General features: G+C 64.5%; 22 protein-coding genes. 10 read left to right on the top strand and 12 right to left on the bottom strand.

What is annotated here, in order from left to right; genetic code table 11:
* Window positions 1-9: 9 nt before the first annotated feature.
* From FJ941_RS16240 to FJ941_RS16230, 3 genes are read left to right on the top strand one after another with little or no spacing between them, the layout of a single operon-like run.
* Window positions 10-963, top strand: a complete 954-nt coding sequence (locus FJ941_RS16240) for an HlyD family efflux transporter periplasmic adaptor subunit (protein WP_140507070.1) — start codon at window positions 10-12, stop codon at window positions 961-963.
* The gene (locus FJ941_RS16235; RefSeq protein ID WP_140507068.1) at window positions 960-1,880 is read left to right on the top strand and encodes an ABC transporter ATP-binding protein; all 921 of its coding nucleotides are present in this window, start codon (window positions 960-962) and stop codon (window positions 1,878-1,880) included. The genes FJ941_RS16240 and FJ941_RS16235 overlap by 4 nt, the downstream gene beginning before the upstream one ends.
* Window positions 1,877-3,013, top strand: a complete 1,137-nt coding sequence (locus FJ941_RS16230) for an ABC transporter permease (protein WP_140507066.1) — start codon at window positions 1,877-1,879, stop codon at window positions 3,011-3,013. Before FJ941_RS16235 ends, FJ941_RS16230 begins: the two co-directional genes overlap by 4 nt.
* Here the strand turns inward: FJ941_RS16230 and FJ941_RS16225 are convergent.
* Window positions 3,010-3,483: a MarR family transcriptional regulator gene (locus FJ941_RS16225; protein ID WP_140507064.1), complete on the bottom strand. Its 474-nt coding sequence runs from the start codon at window positions 3,481-3,483 to the stop codon at window positions 3,010-3,012. The two genes, FJ941_RS16230 and FJ941_RS16225, sit on opposite strands and share 4 nt — an antisense overlap.
* Before the next feature lie 164 nt (window positions 3,484-3,647).
* On the opposite strand from FJ941_RS16225, the gene FJ941_RS16220 reads away from it, so the two are divergent.
* Window positions 3,648-4,136 (top strand): isoprenylcysteine carboxylmethyltransferase family protein, encoded by a 489-nt coding sequence (locus tag FJ941_RS16220; RefSeq protein WP_140507062.1) that lies wholly within the window; start codon window positions 3,648-3,650, stop codon window positions 4,134-4,136.
* Window positions 4,137-4,262: 126 nt separating this feature from the next.
* Here FJ941_RS16220 and FJ941_RS16215 read toward each other — a convergent pair whose 3' ends face one another.
* Both FJ941_RS16215 and FJ941_RS16210 read right to left on the bottom strand, forming a co-directional pair.
* The gene (locus tag FJ941_RS16215; RefSeq protein ID WP_140507060.1) at window positions 4,263-5,240 is read right to left on the bottom strand and encodes a threonine/serine dehydratase; all 978 of its coding nucleotides are present in this window, start codon (window positions 5,238-5,240) and stop codon (window positions 4,263-4,265) included.
* 143 nt (window positions 5,241-5,383) lie between these two features.
* A complete protein-coding gene (locus FJ941_RS16210; protein ID WP_027146459.1) occupies window positions 5,384-5,707 on the bottom strand; it encodes a hypothetical protein in 324 nt (107 codons plus the stop codon).
* Window positions 5,708-5,878: 171 nt separating this feature from the next.
* Here FJ941_RS16210 and mbfA point away from each other — a divergent pair, with 171 nt between their 5' ends.
* On the top strand, window positions 5,879-6,862 hold the full coding sequence (gene mbfA / locus FJ941_RS16205; RefSeq protein ID WP_140507058.1) for an iron exporter MbfA: 984 nt from the start codon (window positions 5,879-5,881) through the stop codon (window positions 6,860-6,862).
* Window positions 6,863-7,074: 212 nt separating this feature from the next.
* Here the strand turns inward: mbfA and FJ941_RS16200 are convergent, their stop codons facing one another.
* From FJ941_RS16200 to FJ941_RS16190, 3 genes are all read right to left on the bottom strand, one after another.
* Window positions 7,075-7,419, bottom strand: coding sequence for an antibiotic biosynthesis monooxygenase (locus tag FJ941_RS16200; RefSeq protein ID WP_140507056.1), 345 nt, complete (start codon window positions 7,417-7,419; stop codon window positions 7,075-7,077).
* Window positions 7,416-7,748: an NIPSNAP family protein gene (locus FJ941_RS16195; protein WP_140507054.1), complete on the bottom strand. Its 333-nt coding sequence runs from the start codon at window positions 7,746-7,748 to the stop codon at window positions 7,416-7,418. Before FJ941_RS16195 ends, FJ941_RS16200 begins: the two co-directional genes overlap by 4 nt.
* A 92-nt stretch (window positions 7,749-7,840) precedes the next feature.
* On the bottom strand, window positions 7,841-8,056 hold the full coding sequence (locus FJ941_RS16190; RefSeq protein WP_140507052.1) for a DUF1127 domain-containing protein: 216 nt from the start codon (window positions 8,054-8,056) through the stop codon (window positions 7,841-7,843).
* 68 nt (window positions 8,057-8,124) lie between these two features.
* On the opposite strand from FJ941_RS16190, the gene FJ941_RS16185 reads away from it, so the two are divergent.
* Window positions 8,125-8,799: a winged helix-turn-helix domain-containing protein gene (locus FJ941_RS16185; RefSeq protein WP_140507050.1), complete on the top strand. Its 675-nt coding sequence runs from the start codon at window positions 8,125-8,127 to the stop codon at window positions 8,797-8,799.
* A gap of 82 nt (window positions 8,800-8,881) precedes the next feature.
* On the opposite strand, the gene ligD is transcribed toward FJ941_RS16185, so the two are convergent.
* The 3 genes from ligD to FJ941_RS16170 all read right to left on the bottom strand — a co-directional run bounded on the left by ligD (window position 8,882) and on the right by FJ941_RS16170 (window position 12,892).
* A complete protein-coding gene (ligD, locus tag FJ941_RS16180) occupies window positions 8,882-11,404 on the bottom strand; it encodes a DNA ligase D (RefSeq protein ID WP_140507048.1) in 2,523 nt (840 codons plus the stop codon).
* Between the two features lie 9 nt (window positions 11,405-11,413).
* The gene (locus tag FJ941_RS16175) at window positions 11,414-12,283 is read right to left on the bottom strand and encodes a Ku protein (RefSeq protein ID WP_140507046.1); all 870 of its coding nucleotides are present in this window, start codon (window positions 12,281-12,283) and stop codon (window positions 11,414-11,416) included.
* A 102-nt stretch (window positions 12,284-12,385) separates the two neighbouring features.
* Window positions 12,386-12,892 (bottom strand): ferritin-like domain-containing protein, encoded by a 507-nt coding sequence (locus FJ941_RS16170; protein WP_027142569.1) that lies wholly within the window; start codon window positions 12,890-12,892, stop codon window positions 12,386-12,388.
* A 402-nt stretch (window positions 12,893-13,294) separates the two neighbouring features.
* On the opposite strand from FJ941_RS16170, the gene FJ941_RS16165 reads away from it, so the two are divergent.
* Together FJ941_RS16165 and FJ941_RS16160 are read left to right on the top strand one after the other, a co-directional pair.
* The gene (locus FJ941_RS16165; RefSeq protein ID WP_084636462.1) at window positions 13,295-13,435 is read left to right on the top strand and encodes a hypothetical protein; all 141 of its coding nucleotides are present in this window, start codon (window positions 13,295-13,297) and stop codon (window positions 13,433-13,435) included.
* 257 nt (window positions 13,436-13,692) lie between these two features.
* Complete coding sequence (locus FJ941_RS16160; RefSeq protein WP_246673849.1) at window positions 13,693-13,881, top strand: DUF4166 domain-containing protein; 189 nt, start codon at window positions 13,693-13,695, stop codon at window positions 13,879-13,881.
* On the opposite strand, the gene FJ941_RS16155 is transcribed toward FJ941_RS16160, so the two are convergent.
* From FJ941_RS16155 to FJ941_RS16145, 3 genes are all read right to left on the bottom strand, one after another.
* Complete coding sequence (locus tag FJ941_RS16155; protein WP_140507044.1) at window positions 13,794-14,177, bottom strand: DUF1850 domain-containing protein; 384 nt, start codon at window positions 14,175-14,177, stop codon at window positions 13,794-13,796. The genes FJ941_RS16160 and FJ941_RS16155 overlap by 88 nt on opposite strands.
* A gap of 76 nt (window positions 14,178-14,253) precedes the next feature.
* Window positions 14,254-16,374, bottom strand: coding sequence for a TRAP transporter permease (locus FJ941_RS16150; protein ID WP_140507042.1), 2,121 nt, complete (start codon window positions 16,372-16,374; stop codon window positions 14,254-14,256).
* A 65-nt stretch (window positions 16,375-16,439) separates the two neighbouring features.
* Window positions 16,440-17,399 carry a TAXI family TRAP transporter solute-binding subunit gene (locus tag FJ941_RS16145; protein WP_140507040.1) on the bottom strand — a complete coding sequence of 320 codons (960 nt, stop codon included), beginning with the start codon at window positions 17,397-17,399 and terminating at the stop codon, window positions 16,440-16,442.
* 256 nt (window positions 17,400-17,655) lie between these two features.
* Here FJ941_RS16145 and FJ941_RS16140 point away from each other — a divergent pair, with 256 nt between their 5' ends.
* Both FJ941_RS16140 and FJ941_RS16135 read left to right on the top strand, forming a co-directional pair.
* A complete protein-coding gene (locus tag FJ941_RS16140; protein WP_027142565.1) occupies window positions 17,656-18,024 on the top strand; it encodes a YciI family protein in 369 nt (122 codons plus the stop codon).
* A gap of 7 nt (window positions 18,025-18,031) precedes the next feature.
* Entirely contained in the window at window positions 18,032-19,276 is a 1,245-nt protein-coding gene (locus tag FJ941_RS16135) for an RNA polymerase sigma factor (RefSeq protein WP_140507038.1), read from the top strand.
* The last annotated feature ends 13 nt before the right edge of the window (window positions 19,277-19,289 follow it).

Here is a 19,289-nt window from a genome sequence, read left to right as displayed (position 1 = left end):
ATCAAGACAATGAGCATTTTGTGTTCGCTGCCGCTCGCTGCCCAACTGTTCGCTGCCTGCGCCCCGGCGGCACCGCTCGCCGTCGGCTATGTCGAGGGCGATTATGTGCTCCTGGCGCCGATCGAAGTGGCGCAGGTCGAGACGGTGACCGTGAAGCGCGGCGATCGCGTCACGCCGGGAGCCACCGTGGTGACACTCGAAAATGCCGACGCCAAGATCGCGGTGGCGCAAGCGCAGGCGGCCCTTGCACAGGCGCAGGCGCAGTTTGCCGACCTCCAGGTCGGCAAACGGCCGGAAGAGATCGCCGTGCTGAAGGCCGAGGTCGACATGGCCAAGGCACAGGCCGCCGACGCCAAGCGAAAAAACGACCGCGCCTCCGATCTGTTCAAGCGCGGTACCGGCACCCAAGCGGACTATGACACCGCCTCGGCGACGCTGGAAACCGCCAATGCCCAGGTTGGCCAGGCCGAGGCCAATCTCGCCGTCGGCGGCCTGCCGGCGCGGCCCGAGACGATCAAGGCCGCCGACAACCAGGTCAAGCAGGCGCAGGCGGAACTGGAACAGGCGCGATGGCGCCTGTCCAAGCGCACGCTCGCAGCCCCTTCGCCCGGCCGCGTTAACGACGTCATCCGCAATCCCGGCGACACGGCGGGCCCGACCGCGCCTGTCATCTCGGTGCTTCCCGACGGCGCGGTGAAGCTCAGCGTCTATATTCCGGAAAGCGCGTTCTCCTCGGTCAAGGTCGGCAGCCTGCTCAGCGTCCGTTGCGACGGCTGCGGCCCGGACGTGAAGGCGCGCGTCAGTTACGTTTCGCCCGATCCCGAATTCACCCCGCCGGTGATCTATTCGCTCGAGAACCGGCAGAAGCTGGTCTACCTCGTCGAGGCGCGGCCGGAGGGCGATGCGGGGCCGCTTCAGCCCGGCCAGATCGTCGATGTCGATCTCGCGGATATGGGAAAATGAACGCCATCAACGTTCACGGCCTGGTCAAGCGCTTCGGCGACAAGACCGTCGTCGATCATGTGACGATGTCGGTCGCCGAGGGCGAGATCGTCGGCTTCCTCGGCCCCAACGGCTCGGGCAAGACCACCACCATCCGCATCATGTGCGGCCTGCTGACGCCGGACGAGGGCGAAGGCACGGTGCTGGGCTTCAACATCCGCACCGATGCGCTCAGGATCAAGCGTGAAGTCGGCTATATGACGCAGAAATTCTCGTTCTACGAGGATCTGACGATCGGCGAGAACCTGGAATTCGTGGCGCGGCTCTACCGGCTGAAGCCGGTCGAGGAATATGTCTCGCGCACGCTGGAGGATCTCGGCCTGGCGACGCGCCGCAACCAGCTGGCCGGCACCTTGTCCGGCGGCTGGAAGCAGCGTCTGGCGCTGGCCGCCTGTATCATGCATAAGCCGAAACTGCTTCTGCTCGACGAGCCGACGGCCGGCGTCGACCCGAAGGCGCGGCGCGAGTTCTGGGACGAGATCCATCGCCTGGCCAGCGGCGGGCTCACCGTGCTGGTTTCCACTCATTACATGGACGAGGCCGAGCGCTGCCACCGCATCAGCTACATCTCCTACGGCAAGATGCTAGCCACCGGTACCGTCGCCGAGGTGGTGAAGAATGCGGGCCTGACCACTTTCGTGCTGCAGGGTCCGCGGCTCGACGACGTGGCGCAAACGCTGCAAGGCCGTCCCGGCGTCGACCAGGTGGCACCGTTCGGCGCGACGCTGCATGTCGTCGGTTCCGACCGCAAGAAGCTTGAGGCTGCCCTTGCCGATGTTGAGAGAGAGCACAAAGGGGTGACCATGAAACCCGGCGAAACCAGCCTGGAGGACGTCTTCATTCAGTTCATGTCGGGATCGAAGGACAATATGGCATGAACAACGTCTTTTCCTTCGCCAGGCTCGGCGCCCTGCTGATCAAGGAGTTCATCCAGATGCGGCGCGACCGCATCACCTTCGCCATGATGCTGGGCGTGCCGCTGATACAGCTCGTCCTGTTCGGCTACGCCATCAACAACGACCCGAAAAGCCTGCCGGCGGCGCTGGTGGCGACCAGCAGCGACCCCTACACCCGCGCCATGGTCTCGGCGTTGCAGACCACCGGCTACTACCGCTTCGACAATGTCGCGCAAAGCGCTGACGAGGCCGAGTTCCTGATGGCGCGCGGCGACGTCGCCTTCGTCGTCACCATCCCCGCCGATTTCGCCCGGCGCGTCGAGCGCGGTGACAAGCCGCAGATCCTGATCGAGGCCGACGCCACCGATCCGGCGGTCGCCAGCGGCGCGATATCGACGCTCGGCACCATCGCCGGCCAGGCGCTGCTGAGAGCGCAGGGCATGCAGGAAGCCGCCGCCGAGGCCGCCAGGGGCCAACTCGATGTCGTCGTGCACCGGCGCTACAATCCCGAAGGCATCTCGCAATACAACATCGTGCCCGGCCTGCTCGGCGTCATCCTGCAGATGACCATGGTGATGATGACCTCGATCGCGCTGACGCGCGAGACCGAGCGTGGCACGATGGAGAATCTCCTGGCGATGCCATCGAGCCCGCTGGAGATCATGATGGGCAAGGTGCTGCCCTATCTGGCGGTCGGCGCGGTGCAGGTGGTGGTGGTGCTGGCGGCGTCGAAGCTTCTGTTCGCCATCCCTTTCACCGGCTCGATGACGCTGCTTTTGTCGGCGGTGCTGGTGTTCGTGCTGTCCCTGGTGCTGCTCGGCTACACGATCTCGACGATCGCGCGCACGCAGATGCAGGCGCTTCAGCTCACCTTCTTCTTCTTCCTGCCCTCAATCATGCTGTCGGGCTTCATGTTTCCCTATCGCGGCATGCCGGGCTGGGCGCAGACCTTCGGCGAGATTTTTCCGCTGACGCATTTCCTGCGCATCACCCGCGCGGTGATGTTGAAGAGCGCCCAGCTGCCGGCGGTGGCGACCGAGATCGGCTGGCTGGCGGCGTTCGTGGCGCTGTTCGCCGGCGTGGCGCTGGTACGGTTCAGGCGCACGTTGGACTAAAGTTTCGAGCGCCCTCTCACATCATCGCTCAGCCGCCGCACGATCTCGGTCGTCCTGCGTATATCCGGTTCGCTGAGCGCGACGCCCATGGTGGTTGCGATCGAAAGGAGCTGGGTGTTGAGTTCGCGGTAGCGCGCGTCGCCTATGGGCGTCAGCTGCACGAGCTTGGAGCGCCGGTGCTTCGGATTGTGGATGAATTTGACGAGCCCCTCGGCCGCAAGCTCATCCGCCAGCCGCTGCATCCGCTGGCGGCTGGTGGGTCTCATCTGAGCGATCTGCGGCACGGTCAGGGGACCAAGCAGCGCGAGACTTCGCATGAAGCCGAACGCACCGCCGCCCCAGCTGGTGATGAGCCCCGTCTTCTGACCCAGGGCCCGTATTCTGAAGAAGCACTGGGCCACTTCGAGCATCAGCTCGGCGATTGCCTCGCCCTTGCTGTCGACGATTGGTCCGATCCCGTCCTTCGGCATGCCTCGGTCCTGTGTCGTGCCGCTGCCATGCGCATCCACTCCGCTGACCTCGCCTGTTTCCTGATTGACACGCCGATTGTCAAGTATAGAATGACACCTTAGTTGTCATTTTGAAGGCGACCTCCCCTGCGTAGCCTCCAGGATCTGCAGGAGCAGCCACGGGTATGGACACAGATGGGCAACAAGTGGCCGCGACAGCAGGCGTCGCTGGGCGACCGATCCTTTTCTTTCCTGCCGCTGTTCTGGTCGGTCTCACCTTGGATCGGGTGCTGCCTTTGCCGTTCCCGGTGCCGGGGATCGACCTGGTCCACCGGATCATCGGCGGGTCGCTGATCCTGATAGGTTTGGCGCTTTTTGCCGCGGGGGTCCGCCGCTTCTCCAGCGCTGCGACGCCTTTGCCCACGAACCAGCCCGCCCGCGTGCTCGTGACGACAGGCATTTACCGCTGGACCCGCAATCCCATCTATCTTGGGTTTTTTCTCATGTACGGCGGCATCGGCGTCGCGACACAAAGCTCGTGGGTTCTGATCCTAACACTGCCGCTTGTGTTCATGGTCCGCTATGGCGTCGTCGCGCGCGAGGAGGCTTACCTGGAAAGGCGGTTCGGCGACATCTACCGGGGCTACAAGGCCCGCGTGCGCCGCTGGCTGTGACAGTTGGACAAGAGCGCCGGCCTGCAGCGCCGGCGCCATTTGCGGCAGCCAACTGATTTGGCTTTGACCCTAGAGTGCCGCGCGTCCAATTGGCCAGCGCATGATCCCGCAGATCAATTACAACCTTTATGCGGCCCCCATGATTTCCGCATAGGTGCCGAAATCGACATTGCCGCCGGACAGCACCACGGCAACGCATTTGCCGGACAGTTCGATCTCGCCCGATGACAGCGCCGCGAGCGCAACGCAGCCGCCGGGCTCGACCACCAGCTTGAGATGGGCCATGGCGTCGCGCATCGCCTGAGCCGTCGCCTTGTCGGAAACCGCGATGGCGCCGGCGAGGTTGCGGCGGTTGATTTCGAAGGTGATGACGCCCGGCTCGGCGGTCAGGATGGCGTCGCAGATCGAACTGTGGCCCGGCTCGTTCGAAACCCTGGCGCCCGCCGCCAGCGAGCGGCGAGTGTCGTCGAAATGCTCGGGTTCGACCGCCCAGATCGCGGTGCCGGGCGAGGCATCCTTGACCGCGACGGAAATGCCGCTGGTCAGGCCGCCGCCGCCACAGGGGATGACGACCGCGTCGAGCGATACACCGAGCGCCCGCGTCTGCTTCACCAGCTCCAATCCGATCGTGCCCTGGCCGGCGATGATAGCCGGGTCGTCGAAGGGCGGCACCAACGCCATGCCCCTGTCGAGGTAAGGGCGAATCACCGTCATGCGGTCGTCCTTGAAACGGTCGAAGGGCACCACCTCGGCGCCCATCTTGCGGACATTGGCGATCTTCATGTCAGGTGCATCCGCTGGCATGGCGATGACCGCTTTGACGCCGAACATGGCGGCCGAAGCCGCCACGCCTTGCGCATGGTTGCCCGAGGAGAAAGCGACGACGCCACGGCTGCGTTCCGCCTCGCTCAGCGAGGACAGCTTGTTGTAGGCGCCGCGGAACTTGAACGAGCCGGTGCGCTGCAGTGTCTCCGGCTTGAACAGGATGCGGCCGCCGAAGCGCCTGTTCAGCTCCTGCGATTCGATCAGCGGTGTCTCGACGATCAGCCCCGAAAGGCGCGCGGCGGCGGCGTGGATGTCGGCAATGCCGGGAGGGGTGGTCATGGCGGGTCCTGTGGTGATGCGATCCGGCCATGGTGCACGGAAAGGCTCGCGCGATGCCAACGAAAAGATGTGACCGGGACAAAATTTGCGATTGTGATCAAGTACAAATGTAGCCCGCGTTGCGGCCGCCAGCGTATCGCAATTCACCCCAGCAACGTCCGCTGCCTTTTTGTCCCGCCCAGCTTGCGCCAGCTGTTGAACCGATGCGTGGCGGCGGCGAACGAGATCTTCATCTGCTGGGCCACCGAATAGCGCGACTTGCCTTCGTCGAACATGCGGTAGCAGCACTCGACGCCTTCCTCGGTCAGCTTGCCGTCCGGCGCCTTGTTGTGCGGATTGGCAGGGTCGAATTTCTCGACCTGCTGTTCGACAAGGCCTTTCAGGCGCTGCAGGTCGGCCTCGATGCTGGCGATGAGATCGAGGACCGGTTTCGGGTCATAGGCGTGCGGAGGCGTCTTTGCCGTCATCAGCTCGTTCCTTTTTATGGCTTGGTGCCACATATAGGTGAACATTCGGCAATAATGAAGGACGATGCCAAGGCCGGGCTTCAACTATTGTTGACCGCGGCCAAGCGCGCGATTGACCACCGACGCCGTAAACCCTAGTTTAGAACAATTCTAAACTAGGGTGATTTCCTCATGCTTTCCCGTGTTTTCGGCTTCGGCCGCCGCTCCTTCGAATCGCTCTCCGAACAAGAGATCCTGGCGCTGGCCATTTCATCGGAAGAAGATGATGGCCGCATCTACCGCGCCTACGCGGATGGACTGGCCGAGACTTTCCCGCAATCGGCCAAACTGTTCGAGGCGATGGCCAAGGAGGAGGACGGCCATCGCGACTCGCTGATCGAGCTCCATCGCAAGCGTTTCGGCGAGCGCATTCCGCTGATCCGCCGTGAACATGTGAAAGGCTATTATGAGCGCAAGCCCGACTGGCTGGTGCGGCCGCTCGGCATCGAGGCCGTGCGTACCCAGGCCGAGGCGATGGAGCGGCAGGCCTACCTGTTCTATGTCGAGGCGGCCAAGCGCACCACCGATGCCTCGACGCGAAAACTGCTCAACGACCTGGCCGCGGCCGAACAGGGCCATGAAAGCTCGGCCCATGCGCTGGAGCAGAAACATGTCCCGGGCGAAGTCAGGGTCGAGGAGGCGACCGCCGAGCAGCGCCAGTTCATTCTCACCTATGTGCAGCCGGGCCTGGCCGGGCTGATGGACGGATCGGTATCGACGCTGGCGCCGATCTTCGCTGCCGCCTTTGCCACGCATGACACGTGGCAGACGCTTCTGGTCGGTCTCGCCGCCTCGATCGGCGCGGGCATCTCGATGGGGTTCACCGAAGTGGCCTCCGACGACGGCAAACTGTCGGGCAGGGGCTCGCCGATCAAGCGCGGCCTGACCGTCGGCGTCATGACGACGCTGGGCGGCCTCGGCCACGCGCTGCCCTACCTCATCCCGCATTTCTGGACGGCGACCGGCGTTGCCGCCGTGGTGGTGTTCTTCGAATTGTGGGCGATCGCCTTCGTCCAGAACCGCTACATGCAGACTCCGTTCCTGCGCGCCGCCTTCCAGGTGGTTCTCGGCGGTGCCCTGGTGTTCGCGGCGGGTGTGCTGATCGGGAATGCGTAGAACGCCTCTTCCTTCCCCCTCGTGGCGGAAGGTGGCCTCGCGCAGCGAGGTCGGATGAGGGGTGCTCCAGGGAAAGCCAGCGTCTCACTCCGCTGGAACACCCCTCGACCGTCTCGGCGCTGCGCGCCGATCCACCGCCCTGGGCGAGTCACGGTCCTCGCCCGCCCTTCGGGCCCCACAAGGGGGGAAGGGAAAAGCGTCGCGCTAACCTCTCACCCATTCACCGCCCGGCTGTCCGCCGGCGCCTCGTCTCTTTCCGTCAGCCCATAATCCCGCACCACATGCGCGATCCGCAATCTATAGCCGGCAAAGATGCCGCCCCGCCCTGCCTTTTGTGCCTGTCGGTGTTCTTCGGTATTGCGCCAGGCCTTGACCGCCTCCTCGTCACGCCAGAACGACAGCGACAGGATCCGGTTCGGGTCGGCCAGGCTCTGGAAGCGCTCGATGGAGATGAACCCATCGATGCCGTCGAGCAGCGGCCGCAGATCCGCGGCGATGCTCAGATAAGCCTCGCGCCAGCCCTGTGCGGGCTGCACCTCGAAGATGACGGCGATCATAGCTTCACCAGTGGCGCGTGCGGGCCGGAAGCCAGTTTCAGGAACATGCGGTCCTCCCTAAGGATGAAGCGTTCACGGCGGGCGAACTCGTAGTTTGCCTTGCCGGCGGGGTCGGCGGCAAGCCGGGCGCGATAGGCTTCGTAGGCGGCCAGATTCTCGATGTTGTAGGCGGCATAGGCCATCGTGGCCGAGCCCTCATGCGGCGCGAAATAACCGATCAGATCGGCGCCGCAGCGCGGAATGGCCTGGCCCCAGTTGCGGGCATACTCCTCGAAGGCGGCCTTGCCGAACGGGTCGATCTCATAGCGGATAAAGCACGTGATGGTCATCTCGGTCTCTCCTTGAAGAGTGTTTTCGCGTGGATAATTCGAGCGGCGTCGAACCGTTGTATCGTCCGATCTGCTAGGCAAATGTCCTGACCTCAAGCCTGCCAGAAGGACTTCGCGCATTCGCGGCGCACATCTTCCCGTGTCAGGCCAAGGTCGCGCAGCAGATGGTCGTCGATCTCGCGGAGATCGCGGCGCCGCAAATGGCGGTCATACCAGCGGGCCGGCAGCCGCGAGCGGACCCAGCTGATGAACGGGAACGATTGGCGGCGGGGCAACGGTGCGGGGACGAAAGCGATTCGTGCGGCCATCGTCGTCTCCTTGATCTGGTCGGAGAATAATGTTTACCTGACAAGAATGCTTCGATGAGGATCAAACCATGCGTGAAGGACCCGATATTGCCCGCATCGCCAGCCTGGTCGGCGATCCGGCCCGCGCCAACATGCTGAACGCCCTGATGGGCGGCACGGCATTGACCGCGAGCGAACTGGCGCTGGAGGCCGGCGTGTCGCTGCCGACCGCCTCCTCGCATCTGTCCAAACTGATGGAGGGCGGGTTGCTGACCTTGGCCAGCCAGGGCCGGCATCGTTATTACGGGCTGGCCGGCCCGCAAGTGGCCGGCATGATCGAAGCCATCACCGGCGTGGCCGAAGCTGTTGGCCCCAAGCGCGTGCGGCCGGGTCCTCGCGACGGCGCGATGCGCATCGCGCGCGTCTGCTACGATCACCTTGCCGGCGAGCAGGCCGTTGCGATGCTGGATCGCCTTGTCGAGAAAAACATCCTGGTCCGCGACGACAAGGAGATCAGGCTCGGGCCCTCCGCCGCATCGCACTTCGCGGCGATAGGCATCGATGTCTACACCAAGCCGCGGCGGCCGGTGTGCCGCGCCTGCCTCGACTGGAGCGTGCGGCGCTCGCACCTCGCCGGGACGCTGGGCGCCGCCATCCTCGACAAGATCCTTGCCGAGAAATGGGCGCGCCGCGAGAAGGACAGCCGGGCGGTGATTTTCTCGCCGCCCGGCAAGCAGGCGTTCGAGAGGGTGTTTCTGGCGTGATGGATTGCGGAGACCTCGGCGGAACAGCGCCCCCCTCCGGCAGGCCAGAGGGGGGTGGTGCCCCAGGGCGTCGAAAGTCGAGTTAGCCCCGCTTCAATACCTTGCCCTTCTTGAAGAAATCCGCCCACGGATCGGCTTCCGAAAGCCGTTTCAGCGTCGTCTTGTCGCCGATCGGGAAGGCGTTTGGCGGCAAGCCGGCCTCGATCTCGGCCCAGGTCACCGGCATCGACACCGTCGCGCCCTTCTTGGCCCGCGACGAGTACGGTGCGACGGTGGTCGCGCCGCTGCCGTTGCGCAGATAGTCGACGAAGATCTTTCCCGTGCGCGCCTTCTTCGACAGCGTCGCCGTGTAGCGGTCCGGCGCGCCTTGCTCAAGCGCCCTGGCGAAATCATGGGCGAAGCCTTTGACCTCGGCCCAATCCGCCGACGGTTTCAGCGGCACGACGACATGAAAGCCCTTGCCGCCCGATGTCTTGACGAAATTGGGCAGCGACAGCTCATCGAGCTTGGCCCTGATGTCGAGCGCCGCCTCGCGCACCGCTTTCACATCGACGCCTTCGTCGGGGTCCAGATCGAAGACGATCTGGTCCGGCTGTTCAAGCTTCTCGATCGTGCAGCCCCAGATGTGGATCTCAACCACGCCGAGCTGGACCAGCGCCGCGATGCCGTCGAAATCGCGGATGAACAGGATTTCCTCGCCATCCGTGGGATCCCTGGTCTTCTCGATCTTCGCATGCATGCCGGCCGAGGCATGCTTCTGGAAGAAGCGCTGGCCGCCGACGCCATCCGGCGCCCTGACCAGGCTGAGCGGCCGCTCGACAACGAACTGCTTCATGCGCGGCCATACCAGCGCGTAATGATCGAGCAGGGCCCGCTTCGAGATCTTTTCGTCGGGCCACAGAAGCTTGTCCGGGTGGGACAGCTTCACAGTGATTTTCGCCGCCGTTCCTGCCGTATTGGCGTTTGCCGCCGGCTTGGCCTTGGCCGGGCCCTTGCCTGTCGCCGCCTTATCTGTCGCTGGCTTCGGCTTTTCCTGCACGACTTCCTCCGCCGGCTTGTCCTCGCGCAGCCCCTGGAACGAAGCATGGCGTATTATACGGTCCGACGTCCAGCTGCGAAATTCCACTTCGCCGACCAGTTCCGGCTTGACCCAGACCAGGCCCTTGCCCTTCGGCACGGCCGCATCGAAGGGCGAGGCGTCTGTCTTCAGCGCATCGAGCTTCTTCTTCAGGTCGTTGGCGCCCTTGGTGGAGAAGCCGGTGCCGACACGGCCGGCATAGTGCAAGCTGCCGTCTTCGAAATAGCCGACCAGCAGCGAGCGCAGGCCGCGTCCGGTCTTGTCCGACGGCAGATAGCCGCCGATGACGAATTCCTGCCGTGCCGTGCATTTCGATTTGACCCATGTCGGACCGCGCCCGCTGCGGTAGGGCGCATCAGCGCGTTTCGAGACGACGCCTTCCAGCCCCATGCGACAGGCATGTTCCAGCATGATCTTGCCGGGTTCGGTAAAATGGTCGGAGAAGCGCACCGCCGCGTTGTCGGCCTGCTCGCCGAGCAGATCCTGCAAGGTGTGCTTGCGCTCGACCAGGGGTTCACGGCGCAAATCCTTGCCGTCGAGCCGCATCAGGTCGAAGACATAGTAGAGGAAGCGGTTTGTCCGCTTCGCCGACAGATCCTGCTGCAGCAGCGCGAAGGACGACACGCCGCTATCGGCCAGCACGACGATCTCGCCGTCGATGATGGCATCGCTGCATTTCAGCCCAGCGAGCTCGGCCGCGATCTCGCCGCCGAATTTTTCCGTCCAGTCGAGGCCGGTGCGGGTCAAGAGCCGCACCTCGGTGCCGGCGATCTGCGCCTGCATGCGATAACCGTCGAACTTCACCTCATGCAGCCAGTCCTGGCCGGGCGGCGCGTCCCGCTCCAGCGTGGCGAGCTGCGGCTCAATGAAGTCGAGCTTCTTGCCGCCGGTTTTGGCCCTGCTGACGGCCGGCTTGTTCGAGTGCCAGACCTTCGGTTTCTCGCCCTTGGCCGCCTTGCCTTCGCCGACCTCCTCGATCGTCAGACCTGATTTCACCGACTTCGGCTCGTCCTTCAGAATGTCCTCGCCGGGGCGTGCGGCAGCATCGTCGGACTTGATCAGCAGCCAGTTGTCCCGTTTTTCGCCCGGGCGCGGACGCAGCCGCACCAGATGCCATTTGCCACGCAGCTTGTGGCCCTCGAGCTCGAAGTTGATGTGGCCCTTCGCCATCATCTTGGCCGGATCGCCCTCGGGCATCCAGGTGCCCTCGTCCCAGACGAGGACCGAGCCGCCGCCATACTCGCCCTTGGGGATGGTGCCTTCGAAGCCGGCATAGTCGATGGGATGGTCCTCGACATGCACGGCCAGCCGCTTTTCGTGCGGGTCGAGGCTCGGACCGCGCGTCACCGCCCAGCTCCACAGCACGCCGTCATGCTCAAGGCGAAAATCGTAATGCAGCCTTGTAGCGGCATGCTTCTGGATGACGAAGATGCCGCCGTGCTTCTTCCCGCGCGCAACCTTGCCGGCCGGCTCGGCCGTCTTCTTGAAGTCCCGCTTCGAATGGTACTGTTCGAGGCTGCTGGCCATCTCGTATCCTCAGGCCGATTTGCGCTTCGGCGCGACGCTTTTCGCCTTGACGCGTTTGGCCGCCGGCTTGGCTTTCGCCGAGGATGGCTTCGTTGATCCTGAATCCGACGACAGGCTCTTCTTCAGCGCGTCGAACAGGTTGACGACATTGGAGGGTTTGGGCGCCGCCTTGGCTTTCGGCGCCTTGTGCCCCGCCTTCTTGGCGCGGATCAGTTCGAGCAGGGCTTCCTCATATTTGTCCTCGAATTTCGAGGGATCGAACTTCGTCTTCTTCTTGTCGATGATGAGCTCGGCAAGGTCGGTCATCTCCTGATCGGGCTTCACCGCCTCGATGTCGCCGAAGACGGTCTCTGGCTGGCGCACCGTATTGTCGTAGCGCAGCGTGGTCAGCACCATGCCCTTGCCGAGCGGCTCGATGACCACCGGACGCTCACGGCGGTAGAGGACGATGCGCGCCAGCCCGGCCATCTTCTTGCCCGCCATGGCGTCGCGGATGACGGCGAAGGCATCTTGCGAAACCTTGTCGGCCGGCGCGACATAGTAGGGCGTGTCGAGATAGATCTGCCGGATCGAGGATTTGTCGACGAAGCCGTCGAGGCTCATCGTGTGCGAGGTTTCGATCTGCACCGCCTCGATCTCGTCCTCCTCTATATGGACGAAATCGCCCTTGTCGATCTCGTACCCCTTGATCTCGTCGCCCTCCTCGATCGGCTTGCCGGTCTCGGCGTCGACATAAATACGCTTCACCGTGTTGCCGGTTTTGCGGTTCAGGATGTGGAACGAGACCTTATCGGCATGGGTGACGACATTGGTCAGTTCGATGGCGCAGGTGACCAGCGAGAGCTTCAGATAGCCTTTCCAGGCCGGGCGCGGCGCCATGATGATTTCCCTTGACAAAGATCAGCTGCAACGGACGACCACCCCGATGGGTTCCAACCGGCTGGAGCCGGCGCGGTTGCCGCCGGCCCCGGCTGTCAGCCCCTATTCGGCGGCTTGCAGGTTGATCTTGCTTTCCGCGATTTCGGTCAGCTTGCGATCCGTCGCCTGCTCTTCCCTAAGGTTCTTGGCCAGCACATTGGCGCAGTCGCTGCGGCCGAGCTGCTTGGCCCAGGCGATCAGGGTGCCGTAGCGGGTCATCTCATAGTGTTCGACGGCCTGCGCGGAGGCGATCAGCGCGGCGTCGAGAACATCCTTGTCGTCGACATCGCCACTGACGTCGTCGGCCTCCTCGAGAATGCCGTCGATGGCCGGGCAGTTCACCTGCTTGGCCTTTACGCCATGCAGCTCGAACACCTCTTCGACGCGTTCGATATGGCCCTTGGTTTGTTCGAGGTGTTTTTCGAAGCCGGCCTTCAACTGCGGATCGGTTGCCTTGCCGACCATCTTCGGCAGCGCCTTCTCGATCTGCTTCTCGGCATAATAGATGTCGCGCAGCGTGTGCACGAAGAGATCGTCCAGCGTTTTGATGTCCTTCGAAAAGAAACCCATGATTTCAGCCTTTCCATTGCTCTTGCTTGTGTCGAGAGTTGCGGCTTGCCAGCGGCAATGCCTCTGAGCCGGCAATGCCGGTCCTAGGATCCCAACGTCCGCTGCGCGGGGCGGTTCCGGGCCTACCGGCCATCCGGCAAGGAAATTCCAAGGGCGGCACGAAAGCTGAAACACAAGCGCGCCAAGGCGACATTCAAACGAAACATATGTGGTGCAAAAGTCACACCGGACGAAATGGCGACAAAAGGCACCGAAACACCCCGAATCAGCCGCATTCCGGCCACGAAGCGACGGGTCTTCGACCAGAAATTAACATCACGTTCACTGAGTATTCACGCCTCAATGCTATCGTTCCCGCAATTCGGAAGGGACATCCGAAAATCGGGCCAGGGACCAGGTAAAATGAACTTCCTCACGCACCTCATCGGCTATGTCGCCGCCATCCGCGAATTCGTCGCGCCGACCTATCGGCCCGAGCGCTATTACATGCGCGGCCCCGGTCCGGCCTGCGCCCGTCGCGGCACGTCGCTGGGTGCGCACTGACCATGACCTTCGAAAGCCGCCACAACAGCCGCATCTGCAGGCCGGGCATCGAGACCCGCGCCACCGCCTATCGCCCGACTTTTACCGACCGACGGCGGGTCCCGCACGCAAGCGCGCTCTAGCCTGTTCCCCCAAACCCTGAACCGCGCCCTGATCGGCCTTGCCTGGCTGGCGCGCATCGGCATGGTCCGCTCGCTGTCGCCGCTCGCCCCGCTGATGCACTGCGGCGCTGGAGCATTCTCGGCCTGCCATTGCCGATGTGGCTCTGCCCGCGCTCGACCTCCTTCGAGACCGTCGAGGACGGAAAATTCCGCTTCCATGTCGAGATTTCACACCCGCTCACCGGCCTGATCGTGCGCTATCGCGGCTGGCTGAAGCCGGTGGGTTCACAGGGCTCGAGCGAGATCGTGTCGCCCGCCGTCTTGCCAAGTTCCAGGCAGCCCTGAACCGTGCACAGCGTCCAGCCATCACCGGTCGCGCCGGAGGCGGCGAGCAGGATTCGACGCTGCGCGCCCATCTTGGGCGCATAGAGCCACCAGCCCTTTTTCAATATCGCACCTTCAGGTGGCTCCATGCCGGCCCCCGAGCCCTTGATGCGGGCTTCTATCACCTGCAGGCCGGACGGCGTCACCTTCCAGTCCTCCTCCCAGCGCGTCCGTTCCACCGAATGCGTCCAGGCCAGCGTGAAGGCGGCAACGCCAAGCGTCACCGTCTTGCCGGCGGCGAGGATGCACAGGCTCATGCGGTTCCTCGTTTGAGCAGGATCTCCTGCGAAAACCGGATCCCGTTTTTTGCGTTCGCTGACCTTTGGTTCGGGATCATGCCCTGGCCGGCGCCTGCCGGGCACGCCAGACATGCCAGCCAATCCAGGCCAGCGACAGCGCCCAGCCGGTCTCGTCGGTCAGCGGCACCGCCGCCACCAGCAGCACGCCGGCGGCGAAGGCGACGAGCCGCTCCCACCAGGCCATGCGCGCGGCAAGGAAGCCGACGGCGGCAGCGCCCCACAGCACGATGCCCATGCACGCCTTGAGAACGATGTAGGCGACCTCGACGGGATAGCCGAACTGCGCGGCGATCGGTCCGGCGTCCTGCAGCATCAAAGCCGGCGTATAGACCGCCATGAACGGCACGACGAAGCCGGCAATGGCAAGCTTGGTCGCCTGGATGCCGATCTTGAGGCCGCTCTCCCTGGCCATCGGCGCTGCGGCAAAGGCGGCCAGCGCCACCGGTGGCGTCAGGTCGGCCATGATGCCGAAATAGAAGACGAACATGTGGCTGACGACCAGCGGCACGCCGAGCGACAGCAGCGCCGGCCCGGCCAGCGACGAGGTGATGATGTAGTTGGGGATGGTCGGGATGCCCATGCCCAGCACCAGGCAGGTCAACATGGTCAACACCAGGGACAGAAACAGATTGTTCTCGCCGATCGAGATGATCCAGCCGATAAAGGTGGAGGCCACGCCGGTCAGCGTCAGCGTACCGATGACGATGCCGACGATCGCGCAGGCGATGCCCACCGGCAGCGCGTTCTTTGCGCCTTCAGCAAGAGAGTCGATGCAGATTTGCAGCGTCTCGCGGCCGCCCTTGAAGGCAAGGCAGGCAATGACGAGGGCCGCGATGACAAGGCTAAGGATGTTGACGCCGAATTTCATGAAGGAGGCGGCGGCAAGCCCGAGCGCCAGCCAGAAGACGACGCGGAAGGCGAGCGGCCCGATCAGCGCCGCCAGCGGCGTACCGAGGATCAGCACGATGGTCAGCGCGAGGCCCATCGTGCCGGCGAAGACCGGCGTGTAGCCGGCGAACAACAGGTAGATCAGTGCCGCGAGCGGCAGCACCAGCGGCCAGTGTTGTCGCACCGCGTCCCACGGGTTTGGCAGGTCCGCCTTGGCCATGCCGCGCAGGCCTGCCTTGCCGGCCTCCAGATGCACCTGCCAGAAGCAGGCGCCGAAATAGAGCAGCGCCGGGATGATCGCCGCCTTGACCACTTCGGCATAGGGGATGTTCAGCGTCTCGGCCATGATGAAGGCGACCGCGCCCATCACCGGCGGCATGATCTGGCCACCCATCGAGGACGTCGCTTCGACGGCGCCGGCAAAGGCCGAGCGGAAGCCGAAGCGCTTCATTAGCGGGATGGTGAACTGGCCGCTCGCCACCACATTGGCGACGCCGGAGCCGGAAATGGTGCCCATCAGCGCCGAAGACAGCACGCAGACCTGCGCCGGGCCGCCGCGCCAGGTGCCGACCAGCCCGAGAGCGAAATCGTTGAACAGCGCGATCATGCCGGCGCGTTCGAGGAAGGCGGCGAAGACGACGAAGATGAAGATATAGGCGGCCGAAACGTAGATCGGCGTGCCGTAAATGCCTTCGGTGCCGTAGGCGAAGGTGTCGACGAGCTGGGCGAAATCATAGCCGCGATGAATGAAGGGCGGCGGCAGATGATTGCCGACGAAGCAATAGGCGAGAAAGATGAAGGCGATGACCGCCAGCGGCAGCCCCATCAGCCGCCTGGCCGCCTCGAACACCAGCACCACCAGCACCGCGCCGACGATCAGGTCCGGCGTGGTCAGAAAGCCGGAGCGCCGGATGAGGTCGGTATAGAACACCCAGTTATAGAGGCCGGTGCCGAAGCCGAGCAGGCCGAGTGCCCAGAAGAAGGCTTTTGCCGGCAGGCTGGTGGCGCGCAGATTGGCGATCAGGGCGAAGCCGAGCAGCAGCAGGAAGCCGACATGCATGGCCCGCACCACCTGGCTCGGAAGGCTGCCATAGGCGGCGATGTAGATCTGGAAGGCGGAAAAGGCGACCGCGATGGCGAAGGCCGCCTTGCCGGCGATGCCGTCGCCGAAGCCCGGCGGCAACCCTTCGACCTGCTCTTCGCCCGGGGGGAGATGGGCGAGGGACGATTTGCCGTCGGCTATCGCTCCAGACGGTGTTTCGCTCATTGGATGCGCTCCCTAGCAGGCGAATTGCAGTGCCTCGCGAAGACATGTCGGATTGCCGCGATACCTTACTTCAACAGCCCCTTTTCCTTGTAATAGCGCTCGGCTCCCGGATGTAGCGGCACCGGCATGCCGTCGAGCGCCTTGGCCGGATCGATCGCCTTGGCGGCGGCGTGCGCGGCGGCAAGCTGGTCGAGATGCTCGAACAGCTGCTTGGTCATCTGGTAGGCGGTCTCATCCGAGACATCGGCACGGGTGATGAGGAAATTGCCGACGGCGGCCGTGGCGACATCCTCGCCCTGGCCTTCATAGGTGCCCTTGGGGATGACCACCGACAGATAGGGCGAGCCGATCCTGGCGACGTCTTCGGGCGGCACGGCAACGACATTGATCGGCACGGAGGTGGCGAGGTCGCGGATCGAGGCGACACCCAGCCCGGCCGATTGCAGGGTGGCATCGAGCTGGCGGTTCTTGATCAGCTCCACCGATTCGGCGAAGGGCAGGTATTCGACGCGGCCGAGGTCCTCATATTTCAGCCCGGCGGCTGCGAAGATGGCGCGCGCGTTGAGCTCGGTGCCGGAGGCCGGCGCGCCGACCGACAGGCTCTTGCCCTTGAGGTCGGCGAGCGTCTTGATGCCGGACTCCTGGCTGGCGACGATCTGGATATAGTTGGGATAGATGGCGGCGATGCCGCGCAGCTTGTCGAGCTTGCCGGGGAAGCCGGCCTCGGCGTTGCCTTCGGCGGCCATCTTGACGGAATCGCCGAGCGCGAACGCGATCTCGCCCTTGCCTTGCTGCAGGAGGTTGAGGTTCTCGACCGAGGCCTTGGTCGCCTGCACCTGCGTGCGGGCACCCTCGATGCCCTTGCCGTAGATTTCCGACAGCGCAACGCCGAGCGGATAGTAAACGCCCGAAGTGCCGCCGGTCAGCACATTGATGAATTCCTGCGCCTTGACCGACGCCGCATCAAGGACAAGTGAAAGCGCCATCGCGCCGGCAGCAACGAATTTCGTTCTGAAATTCAACATCTGGTTTCCTCCCTGAATAGTGGCCGCATCACCTCCCTGATGCGAAGAGAGGCGAGTTTAGACAGCGAAAGGGAAATGCCAACCCGCAATTCCACGCGTTAGACGAATGGTTGAGAGGTCGCCAAACACATACCCGCTTGCGCAAGGCGCGGCCGGAGCCGAAAGTTTTTTCCGCAACCTGTCGAAATCGGTCGCCGACGCGCGACATACGTTCGGCCCGCAACGAAGCGGCCTTCCAAACCACGGGAGAAGACCCATGCGATACATGCTTTTGATCAACAACGATGAAGCCGCCCTGGCGAACACGCCGGTCGAGAAAGCCCAGCAGATGAGCGCGGCCTACGCCGCCTATACCGAAGCGTTGAAGAAGTCCGGTGCGTGGCTGGCCGGCGAAAGGCTGCGCCCGACCCAGGCGACGACCTCGGTGCGGATCGCCGATGGCAAAACCAACGTTATCGACGGTCCCTATGCCGACACCAAGGAGCAGCTTGCCGGCTTCTACATGATCGAGGCGGCCGATATCGATACCGCCATCGACTGGGCGGCGCGCTGTCCGGCGGCCAGCACCGGCACGGTCGAGTTGCGGCCGATCTGGGAAATGGCCGACTATATGCCCAAGAAATGACGGCGTGATGGACAGTCGCCCGGACATCGCCCGGGCGGCCGCCGAGGCCGCCGCCCGGGAAAGCTATGGCAAGCTGGTCGCCTGGCTCGCCGCGCGCACGCGCGACGTCGCCGCCGCGGAGGATGCGCTGGCCGACGCCTTTGCGGCGGCGCTCGAACGCTGGCCGCGCACCGGCGTGCCGGAAAAGCCGGAAGCCTGGTTACTCGCCGTAGCCAGGCGGCGGCGTGTCGATGCGGTGCGGCGGCGGCTGACCAGCGAAGCCGGCCGTGACCATCTCAAGCTGATTGCCGAGGAAGCGGAGGCACGCATGACCGACGAGGACCTGCCGGACGAACGATTGCGGCTGATGTTCGCCTGCGCCCATCCGGCGATCGAATCCGGCGTGCGGGCACCGCTGATCCTGCAGACCATCCTCGGCTTCGATGCCGCGACGATCGCTTCCGCTTTCCTGCTCTCGCCGTCAACGATGGGCCAGCGCCTGGTGCGCGCCAAGAGCCGCATCCGCGAGACCGGCATCCCGTTCCGCGTACCGGAGCGAGCCGAACTCGGCGAAAGGCTGGACGCGGTGCTGGAGGCGATCTACGCCGCTTTCGCCGAGGGCTGGTCCGACCCGGCCGGTACCGAGACGCGACGCCGAAACCTCGCCACCGAAGGGATCTGGCTCGGCCGGCTGATGGCCTCGCTGCTGCCGGGCGAGCCGGAAGCGCTGGGCCTGCTGGCTCTGATGCTGTTCGCCGAGGCGCGCCGCGCGGCGCGGCGCGACCCGGCCGGAGAGTATGTGCCGCTCGCCGAGCAGGATCATGCATTGTGGGATCATGCCCTGGTCGACGAGGCGGAAGCCCTGCTCGGCCGCGCCGCCACCATGGGCACGATCGGCCGCTATCAGCTCGAGGCGGCGGTACAGTCGGCGCATGCCGCGCGACGGCTGAGTGGCCGCACCGACTGGGAGGCGATCCGCGGGCTCTACGAAGCGCTGTTTTCGATCGTCGGGTCGCCGGTCGTGGCGATCAATCGCGCGGTGGCGATCGCCGAGACCGAGGGCGCGGTGGCGGGGTTGGCGGCTCTTTACGTGCTGGGCGACGACAAGCGACTCGATGACTACCAACCCTACTGGGCCGCGCGTGCCGGCCTGCTAGCCAGGCTCGGCCAGGGACCGCAGGCGGTCGAAGCCTATGATCGGGCGATCGGCCTCGAGCGCGATCCGGCGGTGCGCCGGTTCCTGCAGGCAAAACGCGCCGCGCTCAGACAGTGAGCTGTCAGAGCGC

This window comes from Mesorhizobium sp. B2-3-13, from assembly GCF_006442195.1.
GTDB lineage: Bacteria > Pseudomonadota > Alphaproteobacteria > Rhizobiales > Rhizobiaceae > Mesorhizobium > Mesorhizobium salmacidum.
Note: the sequence above shows the minus strand (reverse complement) of the source record. Positions and strands in the feature narration are given on the sequence as shown.

What these genes read in the sequence shown, in the direction of transcription:
- FJ941_RS16240 (WP_140507070.1), top strand. Translation starts at nt 10, where the DNA reads ATGAGCATTTTGTGTTCGCTGCCGCTCGCTGCCCAACTGTTCGCTGCC.
- FJ941_RS16235 (WP_140507068.1), top strand. Translation starts at nt 960, where the DNA reads ATGAACGCCATCAACGTTCACGGCCTGGTCAAGCGCTTCGGCGACAAG.
- FJ941_RS16230 (WP_140507066.1), top strand. Translation starts at nt 1,877, where the DNA reads ATGAACAACGTCTTTTCCTTCGCCAGGCTCGGCGCCCTGCTGATCAAG.
- FJ941_RS16225 (WP_140507064.1), bottom strand. Translation starts at nt 3,483, where the DNA reads ATGCCGAAGGACGGGATCGGACCAATCGTCGACAGCAAGGGCGAGGCA.
- FJ941_RS16220 (WP_140507062.1), top strand. Translation starts at nt 3,648, where the DNA reads ATGGACACAGATGGGCAACAAGTGGCCGCGACAGCAGGCGTCGCTGGG.
- FJ941_RS16215 (WP_140507060.1), bottom strand. Translation starts at nt 5,240, where the DNA reads ATGACCACCCCTCCCGGCATTGCCGACATCCACGCCGCCGCCGCGCGC.
- FJ941_RS16210 (WP_027146459.1), bottom strand. Translation starts at nt 5,707, where the DNA reads ATGACGGCAAAGACGCCTCCGCACGCCTATGACCCGAAACCGGTCCTC.
- mbfA (WP_140507058.1), top strand. Translation starts at nt 5,879, where the DNA reads ATGCTTTCCCGTGTTTTCGGCTTCGGCCGCCGCTCCTTCGAATCGCTC.
- FJ941_RS16200 (WP_140507056.1), bottom strand. Translation starts at nt 7,419, where the DNA reads ATGATCGCCGTCATCTTCGAGGTGCAGCCCGCACAGGGCTGGCGCGAG.
- FJ941_RS16195 (WP_140507054.1), bottom strand. Translation starts at nt 7,748, where the DNA reads ATGACCATCACGTGCTTTATCCGCTATGAGATCGACCCGTTCGGCAAG.
- FJ941_RS16190 (WP_140507052.1), bottom strand. Translation starts at nt 8,056, where the DNA reads ATGGCCGCACGAATCGCTTTCGTCCCCGCACCGTTGCCCCGCCGCCAA.
- FJ941_RS16185 (WP_140507050.1), top strand. Translation starts at nt 8,125, where the DNA reads ATGCGTGAAGGACCCGATATTGCCCGCATCGCCAGCCTGGTCGGCGAT.
- ligD (WP_140507048.1), bottom strand. Translation starts at nt 11,404, where the DNA reads ATGGCCAGCAGCCTCGAACAGTACCATTCGAAGCGGGACTTCAAGAAG.
- FJ941_RS16175 (WP_140507046.1), bottom strand. Translation starts at nt 12,283, where the DNA reads ATGGCGCCGCGCCCGGCCTGGAAAGGCTATCTGAAGCTCTCGCTGGTC.
- FJ941_RS16170 (WP_027142569.1), bottom strand. Translation starts at nt 12,892, where the DNA reads ATGGGTTTCTTTTCGAAGGACATCAAAACGCTGGACGATCTCTTCGTG.
- FJ941_RS16165 (WP_084636462.1), top strand. Translation starts at nt 13,295, where the DNA reads ATGAACTTCCTCACGCACCTCATCGGCTATGTCGCCGCCATCCGCGAA.
- FJ941_RS16160 (WP_246673849.1), top strand. Translation starts at nt 13,693, where the DNA reads ATGTGGCTCTGCCCGCGCTCGACCTCCTTCGAGACCGTCGAGGACGGA.
- FJ941_RS16155 (WP_140507044.1), bottom strand. Translation starts at nt 14,177, where the DNA reads ATGAGCCTGTGCATCCTCGCCGCCGGCAAGACGGTGACGCTTGGCGTT.
- FJ941_RS16150 (WP_140507042.1), bottom strand. Translation starts at nt 16,374, where the DNA reads ATGAGCGAAACACCGTCTGGAGCGATAGCCGACGGCAAATCGTCCCTC.
- FJ941_RS16145 (WP_140507040.1), bottom strand. Translation starts at nt 17,399, where the DNA reads ATGTTGAATTTCAGAACGAAATTCGTTGCTGCCGGCGCGATGGCGCTT.
- FJ941_RS16140 (WP_027142565.1), top strand. Translation starts at nt 17,656, where the DNA reads ATGCGATACATGCTTTTGATCAACAACGATGAAGCCGCCCTGGCGAAC.
- FJ941_RS16135 (WP_140507038.1), top strand. Translation starts at nt 18,032, where the DNA reads ATGGACAGTCGCCCGGACATCGCCCGGGCGGCCGCCGAGGCCGCCGCC.